Annotated in this window: 9 protein-coding genes; 7 read left to right on the top strand and 2 right to left on the bottom strand. The window is 65.1% G+C overall.

Translation table 11 applies throughout. The annotated features are described in order from the left end of the window. Nucleotides 1–26 precede the first annotated feature (26 nt). The 7 genes from GPX89_RS34565 to GPX89_RS34535 all read left to right on the top strand — a co-directional run bounded on the left by GPX89_RS34565 (nucleotide 27) and on the right by GPX89_RS34535 (nucleotide 12,353). Nucleotides 27–1,493 carry a conjugal transfer protein TrbL family protein gene (locus GPX89_RS34565; RefSeq protein ID WP_157391958.1) on the top strand — a complete coding sequence of 489 codons (1,467 nt, stop codon included), beginning with the start codon at nucleotides 27–29 and terminating at the stop codon, nucleotides 1,491–1,493. After that, nucleotides 1,490–4,534 carry a PrgI family protein gene (locus GPX89_RS34560; protein ID WP_157391957.1) on the top strand — a complete coding sequence of 1,015 codons (3,045 nt, stop codon included), beginning with the start codon at nucleotides 1,490–1,492 and terminating at the stop codon, nucleotides 4,532–4,534. Before GPX89_RS34565 ends, GPX89_RS34560 begins: the two co-directional genes overlap by 4 nt. After that, complete coding sequence (locus GPX89_RS34555) at nucleotides 4,534–7,050, top strand: type IV secretory system conjugative DNA transfer family protein (protein WP_235948799.1); 2,517 nt, start codon at nucleotides 4,534–4,536, stop codon at nucleotides 7,048–7,050. The genes GPX89_RS34560 and GPX89_RS34555 overlap by 1 nt, the downstream gene beginning before the upstream one ends. Nucleotides 7,051–7,123: 73 nt before the next feature. Next, nucleotides 7,124–8,101 (top strand): replication-relaxation family protein, encoded by a 978-nt coding sequence (locus GPX89_RS34550; protein WP_157391956.1) that lies wholly within the window; start codon nucleotides 7,124–7,126, stop codon nucleotides 8,099–8,101. After that, a complete protein-coding gene (locus tag GPX89_RS34545) occupies nucleotides 8,101–9,099 on the top strand; it encodes a C40 family peptidase (RefSeq protein WP_157391955.1) in 999 nt (332 codons plus the stop codon). The genes GPX89_RS34550 and GPX89_RS34545 overlap by 1 nt, the downstream gene beginning before the upstream one ends. A gap of 583 nt (nucleotides 9,100–9,682) precedes the next feature. Further along, nucleotides 9,683–10,462, top strand: a complete 780-nt coding sequence (locus tag GPX89_RS34540) for a MarR family transcriptional regulator (protein ID WP_157391954.1) — start codon at nucleotides 9,683–9,685, stop codon at nucleotides 10,460–10,462. Nucleotides 10,463–11,981: 1,519 nt separating this feature from the next. Beyond that, on the top strand, nucleotides 11,982–12,353 hold the full coding sequence (locus GPX89_RS34535; RefSeq protein ID WP_157391953.1) for a HEAT repeat domain-containing protein: 372 nt from the start codon (nucleotides 11,982–11,984) through the stop codon (nucleotides 12,351–12,353). Nucleotides 12,354–12,375: 22 nt separating this feature from the next. Here GPX89_RS34535 and GPX89_RS34530 read toward each other — a convergent pair whose 3' ends face one another. Both GPX89_RS34530 and GPX89_RS34525 read right to left on the bottom strand, forming a co-directional pair. Then, complete coding sequence (locus GPX89_RS34530; RefSeq protein ID WP_157391952.1) at nucleotides 12,376–13,617, bottom strand: hypothetical protein; 1,242 nt, start codon at nucleotides 13,615–13,617, stop codon at nucleotides 12,376–12,378. Further along, nucleotides 13,617–14,093, bottom strand: coding sequence for a hypothetical protein (locus tag GPX89_RS34525; RefSeq protein WP_157391951.1), 477 nt, complete (start codon nucleotides 14,091–14,093; stop codon nucleotides 13,617–13,619). Before GPX89_RS34525 ends, GPX89_RS34530 begins: the two co-directional genes overlap by 1 nt. Nucleotides 14,094–14,222: the final 129 nt, after the last annotated feature.

The raw sequence follows: 14,222 nt of genomic DNA, 5'->3' as shown, positions 1-14,222 counted from the left end.
TGGTCGATTCCGCGCTGAACCCCCTGATGGATCTGCTCTCGAAAACCCTACTGACGACACCCGATCCAAGCTCTCTGCCTCAGGTCAAGGTGCTGTGGTCCTCGTCGTGGCAGCTGGTCCTCGCCATGTACGGGCTCGTAGTGATCGCCGCCGGCATGCTGCTCATGCTCCACGAGACCGCACAAACCCGATGGGGCTGGCGCGAGATCGTGCCACGGTTGGTTGCAGGGTTCATCGCGGGCGCGATGAGCATGGTGATCGCCACCGAGGCGGTCCGCTTCGCCAACGGCCTCGCGACCGCGATCGCCGGAGACGACATGTCCACCGACACCGCCACCGCCGCGTTCAAGTCGATGTTGCAAGTCGGTGGGCCGACATTCTCAGTTCCCCTGTTCACCACGTTCTTGCTCCAGGCGTTGGCAATCGTGCTGGTGATCTTGTTGATCACCTACGTCATCCGGGTCGCGGTCACGGTCGTGCTCATCGTCGCGGCACCCTTGGCGATGATGTGTTACGCACTGCCCGCAACCGAGCCGATCGCCCGCTGGTGGTGGCGTGCGTTCTCCGCGTGCCTGGCGATCCAGGTCGTGCAATCCATGGTGTTGATCACCGGGCTGAAAGTCTTTCTCTCCCCAGGAGGTTGGTGGTTCTTCGGCCCCACCAAGACCGGCCTGACGAACGTAATAGTCGCGCTCGCCATGGGCTGGGTGCTGATGAAGACCCCGTTCTGGCTGATGTCCGCGCTCAAGATCAGCCCCGGCCACGGGATGGTGTCTTCGATCGTGCGCGGGTTCATCACCTACAAGACCATGGGCCTGCTCAAAGGTGCTGGAAAGACTGCCGTCACGGCCTCTCGAACGAAGAAGGCCAAACCGGGACCGCCCAGCCCAGCGACCCCGCCACCCAACCCATACGCGAAGGTCCGCGCGACCCGAAGCGGGCAGTTGATGCTCCCGCTGCCCGGAGTGCAGCGGGTGCCGCCCAAGCCCGCGCCGCCCACACCGATCCCACACGCTGCATCGATCCCGGTCGCCGCGCCGCAAGGGACCCAGCTGATGCTGCCGCTGCCGCAATTCCACGGCGGGGTCCACCTCGGCCCCACTCCCCAGCTGGGCCGAAACGGCCAATACCAGCTGCCCATCCCCGTCCAGCGCGTCCCCAAACCGGCTTCCCCACCAACGCCACCGCCGGTTCCGAGACCGCTGCCCGGCACACGGAGTCCGCAACCCAAACAGCTGGCCTTCGACTACACCGTGCCCGCCACCCCGGACCCGTACGCCGGTAACCGTCCCACCCGCAGCGGCCAGTACCCGCTGCCGATCGAGGTGCGCCGCGTCCCGGCACCACGCACCAGCGCCGCGCCGCCGCCCGCGCGCACGACTCCGCCGCCGATGCCTCCCGTCTCGCGTTCGGCGGGGCGGCAGCTGCATCTGCCGCTTCCTGATCTGCCCGTCCGTCGCCGTAACCGCCGCACACCCTGGAGCTCGAAATGACCGTCACCGCACGCATTCCCGCTGATGTCGATCGCCGCGACAAGCTGATCGGCCCATTCACCGCCCGCCAACTCGCGATCCTCGCCGCCACCGCCTTGACGCTATACGGGACCTGGCTGCTCACCCGTACTGTCATCGACCCGCCGGTCTTCGTCGCCGCCGCGGTCCCGATCGGTGCGCTGGTCACCGGCCTGGTCCTCACCACCCGCGACGGTCTGTCCGGGGATCAGCTGCTGGTCGCCGCGATCCGTCACCGGTTGCGCCCGCACCGCCTCGTCGCCGCCCCACACGGGCTGGCCAAAGCCCCACACTGGCTCACAGCCCGTGCCACCAGCAAGCCGAAATCGGCTGCACAGCAACCAATCACATCCGCCACAGCACAGCTGCCGCAGACGGTGAACGCCAGCGGCGAGGTCGGGATTGTCGACCTCGGTGCCGACGGAGTAGCGGCGGTCGCGCTGGCCGGGACGGTGAATCTGGCGCTGCGTACCCAGTCCGAGCAGGCCGCGCTGGTGGCTCAGCTCGGAGGGTGGCTGCACACCCTGCGCCAGCCGGTGCAGATTCTTATCCGCGCCACCCGCCTGGACCTGACCGGTCGCATCGCAGCGTTGCGCGACTCCGCACTGGAGATGTCGCCAGAGCTGGCCGAGGTCACCCGCGATCACGCGGCGTTCCTGAGCGAGCTGGCGACCGGTGAAGATCTGCTGCATCGGCAGGTACTGCTGGTCTGGCGCGAACAGCTGTCGGGAGCCGGGGCCGCCGCACCGGGGCTGGCCGGACCGTCGGCGCGCACAATCGCCGGTTCGCTGCTGCCGAGCCGACGCCGTGCCGCGCGGGAAGTCTCGGCCGCCGCCCGTCGTGCCGCTGAGACCCGGCTGCTGCGCCGCCTCGGGGAGGCCACCGACATGCTGGCCCCGCTCGGCATCAGCGTCACCGCTCTTGATGACGCGCAGGCCACCGCGATCCTCGTCTCGGCCACCAACCCGGGCAGCCTGGTCCCGCATTCAGCCGACATCGCCGCTCCCGATGCCGTCATCACGAGTGAATCCAGCACGACAGATGAACTCGTAGCCGACCTCGGTGCCGACGAGAACGCGCTCAGCGAGGGTGAACCGCAGCGCCGGAAGCTGGTGCGTCGCATCCGCTTCGGTTCCCGCTCACCGTTCACGCCGCAGTCGCTGACCAGAGGGTCCCGTCATGTCGAGGTCGGCTCGGATTGGGTGAGCACGCTTGCGGTGACCGGTTATCCACGCGAGGTGGCCGGCGGATGGCTTGCTCCGTTGCTCGCGCATCCCGGCCGCGTGGACCTCGCGTTGCATATCGAGCCGATCGATCCGGTGACTGCCGCGAACAGGTTGCGTCGCCAGCAGGCCCGGCTGGAGTCCTCACGTCGCCATAACGCGTCCTATGGGTTGTTGGCCGATGAGGTGCTAGATGTCGCTGCCGAAGACGCCGCTGATCTGTCGGCGCGCGTCGCCCGCGGCGAGGGCCGACTGTTCCGGGTCAGCCTCTATCTGAGCGTGCACGCGAGCTCCGAAACCGAACTGGCAGAAGAAGTTGCCGCGGTGCGGGCGTTGGCGGCAAGTCTGCTCATCGACACCAGCCACCTGACCTATCGGGCGATACCGGCGTGGACCGCGACCCTGCCAGTGGGCTTGGACCCGGTGAAGGTGGGCCGCACCTTCGACACCGATGCGCTCGCGGCAGCGTTCCCGTTCACTTCCCCGCAGCTTCCGGTCGCGGATCCGGTCACCGCGCACCGCCCACAGGGTGTGCTCTACGGCCGCGATGCCGCCAGCGGTTTGGTGTTCTGGGATCGGTTCGCCGAAGACATCCACAACCACAACGCGGTGATCCTCGGCCGCTCCGGTGCGGGCAAGAGCTACCTGGTGAAGTCGGAGTTGCTGCGCTCGTTGCAGCGCGGCATCGAGGTCATCGTCATCGACCCCGAGGACGAATATCGGCGCCTGGCCGAAGCCGTCTCAGGCACCATCCTGGCCCTGGGTGCGCCAGGAGTGCGCCTCAACCCGTTCGACCTCGAACTGCATGTACGTGCCGACGGCCGCCGCGCCGCCCCCGCCGATGCGCTGACACGGCGGAAGCTATTCCTGCACACCGTGATCCGAGTCCTGATCGGCGAGCAGACACCTGCGCAGCGGGCGGTGCTCGACACCGCACTGACCGCCACCTACGCGGCTGTAGGGATCACCGAGGATCCGAGTACCTGGACCCGCCCGGCTCCAACGCTGAGTGTGCTGGCCGAACAGCTGCGCGTGTGCGGAAGCAGCATCGGTGTCGAACTGGCACAAGCACTCTCGCCGTTCGTGGCCGGAGGTGCGTTCGCCGGGTTGATCGACGGTGACACCACCACCGCACCTGAAGGCGGACTGGTCGTGTTCTCCCTGCGAGAGCTACCTGACGAGCTGAAAACCCTTGGCACGCTGCTGGCCTTGGATGTGACCTGGCGGCAGGTGTCGAACCCGAGTACTCGGCGACCGCGTCTGGTCGTGGTGGACGAGGCATGGTGGATGATCCGCCAGGACGCGGGCGGAGAGTTCCTGTTCCGCGCGGCCAAGGCATTCCGCAAGTACTGGACCGGCCTGACCGTAGCGACCCAGGACTGCGCCGACGTCCTGGCCACCGAGCTGGGACGCGCGATCATCGCCAACGCCGCCACCCAGATCCTGCTGCGGCAAGCCCCGCAAGCCATCGACGAAGTCGCTGCCGCGTTCGCGCTGTCGGAGGGCGAAAAGCAGTTCCTGCTCGCCGCCGATCGAGGGCAGGGCTTGTTGGCAGCGGGTATCGATCGCACCGTGTTTGCTTCGCTGGCTTCGGATTTCGAGGATTCGCTGATCACTACGACTCCGCAGTTGACCGCATTGAGCGAGGACTCCGATACCGATGTCGTGCTCGCGGATGACGAAAACGAGGTCGCTATGCCGGCGAATCTCGACGGCTTCGAAGCTTCCGACCGTGACGAGGCATTGCTCGCGGATGAGGACAGCGTGATCGTTCTCGATGAGCCGGAAGCCGCTGCCTGATGTCCGCGCCGTCGACTCCGCCGATCCCCGACTTCGGCAGGTTGGGGCGGTGGCTCACCGATCCGGGCCAGTTCGGGGCGCGGGTGAGCGAGCTGGCCCGCTGGCCGCTCACCGGAGCACATCCGATCATGGTGGGCCTTCTTGCTATCGGCGTCCTTGCCGCGGGCATGGGTGTGCGGCGGATTCGGCGGTCTCGGCTCGCCGCTGGGGCGCGGCAGGTGCGGATCCTGTGTCCGCCGTCGGTGTCTCCGGAGGCGGCCGGGGTGTTGTGGTCGCATTTGATCGGCCTGCTGCGCCCGCGCTGGAAGCGACTGTTGTATGGGCAGCCGCATCTGAGCTTCGAGTACCAGGTAACCGGCGGTGAGGGGGTCACGCTCAGCCTGTGGGTGCCCGCCACGATCCCGCCGGGCCTGATCGAGCGCGCCATCGCCTCGGCGTGGCCGGGTGCACGCACCGATACCCGCGAAGTCGCCGACCTGCCGCTGTCGATCCCCGCCGCCGGGTTCGTACAGCTTCTGGCTGGGGGCAAGCTGCGGCTGGGGCGGCCCGAGGGGCTGCCCATCCGCAGCAACTACGACGGCGGGGATATCGCGCGGGAATTGCTCACCGCCGCAGCCGATCTCGACCCCGGCCAATCGGTGTGTGTGCAGATCCTGGCGCGGCCGGTCACAGGCGGGCGGGTGCGGCGCGCGCTGACCGCCGGCCGGGCCGGGGCTGGAGCCTTCGCGGTGCAGGTGGGGCGTGGCGTGCTGCGCGAGGTGCTCGACTTCCTCACACCCGGTGTGGGGACGCGCCGATCCCGCTATCAGGGCGGCGTGCCCGCCGATCGGCAGGCCCGCATGGAAGACACCACCCAAGCGCGGGCGACGATCACCAAAGTTCGTGGCGGACACTACGAAACGCTTATCCGCTACGCCGCCGCGGTGACTGTCCCCGCGCACGCGAACCGCGAAACCTTCTCGGCGGCAGCAGCGGTCGCGCGGGGTCGCGCGCACGCGGTGGCGGCGGTGTTCGGGGCGTGCGCTGATCACAATTTCTATCGCCGTCGCTACCAGCTGCGCCTGGCCGCCGCGCTGTACGGGCGGTGGCTCGGGCGCGGGGACCTGTTGTCGGTGGCCGAGTTGGCGGGGGTCGCGCACCTGCCGTTCGACCCGTCGGTGCCGGGCCTGGCGCGCGCAGGTGCCGCTGCCGTGGCCCCGTCGGTCGCGATCCCGGTCGGCGGTCCGCACGCCAAACCGCTCGGTGTCGCCGACTCCGGCACCGGGCGGCCGGTCGCGCTGTCGGTCGCCGACGCCCGCCACCATCTGCAGGTCATCGGCGCGACCGGTGTCGGCAAATCCACCCTGCTCGCGCATCTGATCCTCGACGATGCCGAGGCCGGGCGCGGGCAGGTGGTGATCGACCCCAAAGGCGACCTCATCACCGACGTCCTGACACGACTACCGCGGCGACTCGCGGACAAGGTGGTGCTCTTCGACGCCGACTCCAAACGCCGCCCGCCGTGCATCAATCCGCTCGACACCACCGCCGAGGGCCTGGATTTGGCGGTGGAGAACCTGGTCGCGATCTTCTCCCGCATCTACGCCCGCTGGTGGGGTCCGCGCACCGACGACGTGCTGCGCGCGTCCCTGCGCACTCTATGTGCGCGGCCCGGCACGCCCACGCTGGTGGATCTGGTGAAGCTGCTGACCGGGGAATCCAACCTCGATCGGATCGCCCGCGAAGTCTCCGACCCGGTGCTGCGTGGCTTCTGGGCTTCCTACGCCGGCCTGTCCGAAGGCGGGCGCGCGCAGATCGTCGCGCCGCTGCTCAACAAACTCCGGGCCTTCCTGCTGCGGCCGTTCGTGCGCGACGCGATCGCGGCCGACAAATCTACCCTCGACCTCGCCGAGGTCCTCGACCATGGCGGCATCTGCCTGGCCCGCCTGCCCAAAGGCGTTCTCGGCGAAGAAACTACGCGCCTGGTCGGATCGCTGCTCGTGGCCCGCACCTGGCAGACCACCACCGCCCGCGCCAGCATCACACCCTCATCTCGCCCGGACGCCTCGCTGGTTCTGGACGAGGCGCACAACTTCCTGCACATGGCCACCTCCATCGAGGACATGCTCGCCGAAGCCCGCGGCTTACACCTGTCACTCGTACTGGCACACCAGAACCAAAGCCAGCTCCCGCGCGAGTTGCGCGAAGGCATTTCCGCCAACGCGAGAAACAAAATCATCTTCTCCGCCTCCCCCGAAGATGCCCGCGACCTGGCCCGACACACCAGCCCCGCCCTCGGCGAACACGACCTGACCCACCTCGACGTCCACCACGCCGTCGCCCGGCTGCTCGTGGGCGGGCAACAAAGTCCGCCGTTCACCTTCACCACCCGCGCCCTGCCCGACCCCGTTCCGGGGCGTGCCCGCGAGATCCGCACAGCCGCGAATGTGGCCCGCGAGAAGCCTGCCCCATCAGCGGATCCGGTGCCTGAGTCGGCCGACTCCGCACCGCCGGAGGCCGACCCACGCCTGTCCTGACCGAGCTGCCGCATAAGTGCGCTCGAACCGACTGCGCCGCATCATCTTTCGTTCACACCCCAGGAGTTTCGTGATGATTCCCGACCCGATTCGTCAACCGGCACTGCGGTATCCGTCGCGGGCATTGGCCCACGCCCAGCTCGCCGAGCGTCTGACCGAACGCGACCGCTGGATGCTGCGCATGTGCCACGAACATCGTGTGCTGACCACCGGCCAGTTCACCGCGCTGGCGTTCTCCTCGGTCAACTTCGCCCGCCGCCGCCTGGCCCAGCTGCACGGCTACGGCGCACTCGAGAAGTTCCGGCCCCTGCGCACCACCGGTAGCGCCCCCGCCCACTGGGTCCTCGGCCCCGCCGGAGCCGCTGTGCTCGCCGCCGAGGCCGGGGTGGAGGTCCACGATCTCGGGTACCGGCCCGACCGCGCGCTCGCGATCGCCCACAGCCTGCGCCTGGCCCACACCCTCGGCATCGTCGATTGGTTCACCACCCTCGCCACCGCACCCGGCGCCGACGACGCGGCGCTGCTGGCGTGGTGGTCCGAGCACCGATGCCGCGCCCTCTGGGGAGACCTGACCCGACCCGACGGATACGGCCGCTACACCCGCGGTGAGACCGCCGTGGACTTCTTCCTCGAATTCGACCTCGGCACCATGGCATTGAGCACGGTGGCGGCGAAACTGCATGGCTACGCCGAACTCGCCCGCACCAGCGCGGTCATCACCCCCGTCTTGTTCTGGCTGCCCACCAGGGCACGGGAGATCGGTGCGCGAAAAGCGTTGCACGACATCTGGACCGGGCTCGCCGACCCCGACACGGTGCCGGTCGCCACCGCCGCTGCCGATCTCCTCGACCCCGCCAACGCCAGCCCCGCGCAACGGGTCTGGCTGCCGCTGGACTTCATCGGCAGCGAACGCGTGAGCCTGGACGGGCTCACTGCGCGCTGGCCACGCGTGACCCCTGCGCCCGCGACGGTGCCGATCCCACCGCCGGGCCGTCACGCGGTGCTGGCTCCACCACCACCACTACCTCCGGCGCAGCCGGGTGATCGGTGATGTTGGCGCGGGTGCTGGCCGCGGGCGGGGTGAGCGTTGTGTTCACCTCGGTCGTGATCGCGGCCGTGGTCACCACCGTCACCGTGGCCAACCAAACCAACAGCACCGCGCCGAATGCGGGTGTCGGGAGCGCACCGAGCCAGGAAGCGGTCTCGGATATCCCGCCATACATGCTGGTGCTCTACCAGCGCGCAGCCACGGCGTGTCCGGGTCTGGACTGGAGTGTGCTGGCCGGGATCGGCAAGGTCGAGACCGACCACGGCCGCTCCACCCTGCCCGGAGTCAGTTCCGGGGAGAACTTCGCCGGAGCCGCCGGGCCCATGCAGTTCCTGGCTCCCACTTTCGATTCCGTGACCTCGCGCCACCCGATGCCGGCCGATGGCGCGAGTCCGCCCTCGCGCTACAACCCGGTCGACGCGGTCTACGCCGCCGCCTACTACCTCTGCGACTCCGGAGCCCCCGAGGATGTGTACTCGGCGATCTTCACCTACAACCACGCCGACTGGTACGTGCACGAAGTTCTCGACCAGGCCGCCGCCTACCGCAGCCAAACCCCCACCGGCCCAGGCGATTGCGGCAGGGTCCACGGCGGCGACCGTGCCTCGGTCGTGCTGGCGTTCGCGTGCGCCCAACTCGGACAACCGTATGTGTGGGGCGGTGACGGCCCGCAGGTCAACGGCGGCTGGGACTGTTCCGGGCTGACCAAGGCCGCCTACGCCTCCATCGGACTCACCTTGCCCCGCACCGCCGCAGAGCAGTATCGCTCCGGGCCAATCATCTCTGAAAGTGCTTTGCGTCCAGGAGATCTCGTTTTCTACGGCACTACCGACAACATCCACCATGTCGGGCTGTATCTGGGCAACTCGAAGATCGTCAACGCTCCGACTTTCGGTATCCCGGTGCGGGTCCAGGATCTGCACTACCCGGGCGACGACTACTTCGGCGCGACCTCCCCGCTCACCGCATCCAGCGCGGTCTCGGGCGACTCCGCGCAGTGAATCCCTGCCCAGGCCAATCCTCTTCGAAAGGTCGCGACCGATGGTGAAACGCAATCGCAAGACCCTCAGCGCGCTCGCGGACTTCAGCTTCCTTGCCCCGGGCAGCCGAATGTTCACTCCCTGTATCGAACAGGTCGAGATTCCTCTCGCCGCGACCAGCTCCTGCACTCACGAAGACACCCTCTGCGCGGAGTGCGTCGATCAATGGCGAGCCGATCACCTTTTCTGCGAACGACTTCCCTGGGAACGCCGCCGCCGTTCCGACTGACACCCCGCCCGCCACTACCCGACCGATTCACGCCATCACCGCCCAGGCCGCAATTCGATACGCGCGAATTCGAATCCGGAACCGATGACGAAATTGCTGCGCTGCCGATAGTCGCCGGAATCGAAATACGCCGAATACGCTGCGCTGCAATCCCGTACACGCGTCTTGTTTCGAATTCCGCTTGACATCACCGCACACACGGAGCGTCCATGGTCGTGTCACCCCGCGCACCCCGGCAGCGCACCGGGCGGGGTGATGTGTCCCGGCCGGGACATGACATCCGATTCCGAAGCGATTTTCGAGAAGGGGAACGTCATGTCCACCAACGCCACGACCTCCGTGGATGGCACTGCTCGCACTGCGTCTGAAGACGCCCTGTGGGCCGCGCTGACCGCGAACCCTGGCTCTACCACCAACGAGCTCGCCCAAGCCAGCTCGGTCGCCAAGACCAGCGCCCGCAAGATCCTCGCCGGATGGCTCGACGCTGGATTCGTCACCCGCGACGACACCGGCACCGACTCCGCGCACCGGTGGAGCATTGCCGAGACCGAGGCTGCCGAAGTACAGGCCGAAACCGACTCTGTCACAGCGGAGTCCGCTGCGATCGAGGAGTCCGCGTCGCCCGTTATCGATACCGAGACCGACCCGGACACCGAAACCGCCGTGCCCGAATCCGACCCGGCACCGGCCGCGGACCCGGACATCGAAACTGTCTCGGCGGACGTCGCTCTCACGCAGACCAGTGTGCAACCGGTCGGCGGGGTGGCCCCGGTCGCGTCCATCGAGGCCGCCGTGCCGACGCCCGGGGTGTGCCCGACCTGCGGACAGAAGGTGAAGAAGTCCCAGGGCACACAGCCCGGCGCGCTGCGCGGGCTGGTCGAGGACTGGCTGCGCGATCACCCCGGTCAGGAGGCGACCCCCGGCCAGATCTCCAAGGAGATCAACCGCTCCTCCGGCGCGATCGTCAACGCCTTGTTCTCCCTGGTCGGCAAGGGCGTCGCGATCGAGACCTGCGAACGCCCTCACAAGTTCCAGCTCCACCCCGACCAGAAGGCCGCGCAGGAAGCCGAGCAGAAAGCCTCCCAGACGAACTAGCCGCAGTGGAGTCGTTGGTGCCCCGGTGGTCTGCACCCCTACTACCGGGGCACCTGCCCGTCCACCCCGGCGGACGTGCGGAAGACGCCCCGAAATCCTTGCTTATCGATATCGAAAACACCCGCAGAAGCAGTTGCCGTGCGCGAGGTCACCCAGTCCTGCATACGGATCAACTTCTCCGGAGGCGAAACCCATGCATACCCATCGCACCGCCGTGCCGTCCCGCCACGACGGTCAGCGACATACTAGGGGCCACCGTGACCGCTAGGGGCCACCGTGACCGCTAGGGGCCACCGTGACCGCCACCGCCATCCCCGACGCTAGGCCGTTGGCAATAGCTGAATCATGTTGCCCGAGTGTATGAATCGGCCCCATACTGGGGGTGTCGACCCCCCAGCATGTCCCCCCGCCCGCCCCTGCCCGGCTTGGGCCCGGTGCCGATGCTGGAGGCGAAATCGTCTGCAACGCCGGATTTCGGAGGTAGCCAGCCAGCAGAACGCCTGCCGAGAAACACAATCCACTCATGTGATCCCAGAGCGCATCCATACCGTGCGCAATGGGCTGGTACCCATTGTCCGCGTCCGCAATACGGAGAACAACTATGCGGAAATGGATAGTAGGCTGCAAGCCGGGGAATCAGATTCCGAACGCAGTTCGGTACGCCAGGAACCTACCTTGGCTTGGAATCACCTGAGATTCAGGCGAAATGGCCGATCCAGGTGGAACCTCCGGGGAAGATGGTGCAATGTCGCAGTATGACCCGCAAGTCCATCTTGTCAACAAGTTTCTGACAGGTATGCCCGTCCGCGAAGTGCACATGCGAGACGTCAAGGCGAGTTATGACCGGTGGATACAGAATGAGTGGAACGGAGATGAAAGGGCTGCACTAGCCAACTGCATGAGAACGCTCAGTGAGGCGAGTGGCAGCGAATGGGAAGCCCTTACTACTCGACAGCGTCAGGTCTTAGTCTGGCTCTTCACCCTCCTTCACCCGCCGAAGCAAGACATGAAGTCCCAGGCAGACGACCTTTGGGCCAAGATTGGGCCGGGCCGGATGCGCAGCCTTGCCACTCAACTTCTCTCATTCCAAGATGCACGGAAGTCGAACGAACCCGCACCGTCGACGTCTCCGACTGCAGACCTGCCTGAAAGCTCAGACGTCCGCGTAGCGAGCGGTGACGGCGGCAGGACGGCGCGGCCTCACCGCGGTCCGTACGATCCGGACACCCGGCTGGAGAAGGCGGGACTGCTATTCCTAACGCGGAGCTCGACGCTGGTCGTAGCCGTAGGCCTGTTCGCGTACCTTGTAGATCGCGTCCCCAACGCCTCGCCACCTTGGTACGGCATTGGCAATGGGCTGTCTCGACTCGCTTACGAGCAGCACTCCCTGCCTCTTTTCCGATATTCTGTTGCCGCCCTTCGCCGTTCACTGGTCGAAGACCCAGAAAATCGACTAGCTCGAGAGCTCCTCGACACAATGCGAGGTTGGGATGCGTTGTCGGACTCAGAGTTTGCGGAAGTGCATGCGTTCGAAGGTAGTCCCCTGACGCTGCTCCCCAGACTCGGTTTCACAGCGGCTGCGCTGGTCGACGCTACGATGGCTCTGCCACGCGACGACCGGATGCGCATCATTCTTTGGCTACGACCCCAAGGGATCGAGGACTTCGTCCCGGTTCTCATTGCGGCGGTACAGGATCCGGATGAGCATATCCGGATGACGGCGATAGAGTACCTCGGGTATTGGGGTGACAGGTCGGACGTACGCGAATGCTTCGAACGCCTGGTCAACAGCGGAGAACACCGGGAGCTTCAGCCATACGCCGGTATGGCACTGTACTCGATTGAGGAGGACTGGGCCCGGCGTCTACATCAGCGGATGATGCATGGATGAACCGATTCCCCATAGCTCCAACCTATTTCAGATTGGATCGCCAGGTGGGAGCTGGCCTTACGCCCTGCCTATGGAGATCCAAAACTACCGGCCTAACATGATCCCACATTCGAGCTATAATTTGGCCATACAACCTTCCCCCGATTATCGCTGCGCGCACCATCTCGGCGAAGGCCGGATTCTCTTCCGCTTTTCGATCTACATACTTATTAATCCAATCTAGACGCAATACGGGATCCGGATGAGTCCCCAGCTTTCTAAATTCTTCAGAACCCGTTTCTAAGACAGATATTGCAAGATCCATCGTTTGAATTCCCATTAGAAATGTTGCAACACCGGTAAGTCTTCGATGGAATGGTACTTCACGTTCAAATGTGCCTGTGACACCTTCCCTTACGGGCGAGGCATGGGTGCCTCCGAGGCTGAGCGCTATATCCGCCCCAAAGAAGTCGGCTTGGATCTCCTGCTTCCATCCACACTCGTACACCTCATCCTCCCCACAAGGCAGCACCCCCTTGCGTCGATTGGCCTCGTCGAAATGGCGACAGCAGAGGTGACCATACTCGTGTCCGACAAGAAAGTACTCCATCGATCTGAACAGTATGACGGGATCTTGCGAGTCTCTCCAATCTAATGGACGCCCAGAGACGCGTCTCGTGTCCCCGGTGACTGCATACGTGACGATCAAATCGCAAAAGTGGCGCGAAAACTGCGGATCTTCGATAATTCTATCGAGTCGTCTATTATAGTTATCTCCCGAAATCAATGCACTAAATCCCCCGAGTATGCCACCCCCCGCTTCATCCTTGGCATTTATTGGAAATGATGGGAAGACATCCTGACCTTCAAAGTATGTTGCGTACGCAACTGCTTTGGCGAGTTTCCAACAGAAGAGATCAAGATCTCGTTCTACTAGAATCAAGTGCCCACCCGAAGGGGTGCGCATAGATACCATGTTGAGCTGGCCAGTTTGCAGACATCCTACTAGAGGCTTCTCTATTCCATTCAGCATCCCCCCAGCCAATCGAAGCTCGTCCTCAATGTGAGCCTGCGTCAGGCGCCAAGCCCTTTCTTCATCTCTCAAGCTGGCAGATTTACGATCAAGGAACTCCAAGAGCTCAGCATTCGAATTTGTCATTCCCCTGAGGATCGAGTCTATTTCTTGCACTATTTCAGGAGTTGACTTAATAGGTGTCCCGAATCTCATTTCCGATTGCCGCCGCAAACTGTCGAGGATCTGCAGCGCGGTAATGTCCACGGTCACTATCCCGCCTCGGTCTGTCGGCAGTCGCCGGGTTCCAACTCGACTTCTTGCTCAAATGCCCCGCACACGGCGGTGGCCGCGTCTCTGACACTGCCACCCCCTGGCAGGATTTCAGGCAAAGTAGAGAGCAGCTTTCCGAGCGTTCGATCGGGTTCCTTTACGCGCACGGTTACAGAACCATCGGCAGCAATAATCACAAAGGTTCCGAATGCGACATCTGGCGTCCGGAAAAATTTCTTGCGAGCACCGGCCCGAAGGTCAATGACCTGACCGCCCCTCCGTTGATCAAGTGCACGGAGAACACAAGCTATCGCCGTCGAACCCCCTACTAGAATAACGGTTACCAACGTTACCGGCTCTGCGCCTAGCCGCGGTAGCTCTTCAATCGTGACACCGTATTTGCTCGCCAAGACGTAGATTGTCTCAACTTCAGATTGATCAAGGCTCACTACCTCGCTGGCCGCTGATTCGGTCATTTGAACCCCTCCTGCACCATCTCGGAGCACCTGTCGGTGCTACTCCAGAATGCCATGGGCGAGAGAGTGTCGTTCGTAACTCCTTGAAAGGGAGCAACTTTGACTCCGCTCCTCTGATGGCCAAGTTGC

Origin of the sequence: Nocardia terrae (assembly GCF_009760405.1) — a bacterium.
In the GTDB taxonomy this organism is placed as follows: domain Bacteria; phylum Actinomycetota; class Actinomycetes; order Mycobacteriales; family Mycobacteriaceae; genus Nocardia; species Nocardia terrae.
The sequence above is the reverse complement of the archived record's forward strand: the minus strand, read 5'-3'. Positions and strand labels throughout refer to the sequence as shown.

What these genes read in the sequence shown, in the direction of transcription:
- GPX89_RS34565 (WP_157391958.1), top strand. Translation starts at nt 27, where the DNA reads ATGGATCTGCTCTCGAAAACCCTACTGACGACACCCGATCCAAGCTCT.
- GPX89_RS34560 (WP_157391957.1), top strand. Translation starts at nt 1,490, where the DNA reads ATGACCGTCACCGCACGCATTCCCGCTGATGTCGATCGCCGCGACAAG.
- GPX89_RS34555 (WP_235948799.1), top strand. Translation starts at nt 4,534, where the DNA reads ATGTCCGCGCCGTCGACTCCGCCGATCCCCGACTTCGGCAGGTTGGGG.
- GPX89_RS34550 (WP_157391956.1), top strand. Translation starts at nt 7,124, where the DNA reads ATGATTCCCGACCCGATTCGTCAACCGGCACTGCGGTATCCGTCGCGG.
- GPX89_RS34545 (WP_157391955.1), top strand. Translation starts at nt 8,101, where the DNA reads ATGTTGGCGCGGGTGCTGGCCGCGGGCGGGGTGAGCGTTGTGTTCACC.
- GPX89_RS34540 (WP_157391954.1), top strand. Translation starts at nt 9,683, where the DNA reads ATGTCCACCAACGCCACGACCTCCGTGGATGGCACTGCTCGCACTGCG.
- GPX89_RS34525 (WP_157391951.1), bottom strand. Translation starts at nt 14,093, where the DNA reads ATGACCGAATCAGCGGCCAGCGAGGTAGTGAGCCTTGATCAATCTGAA.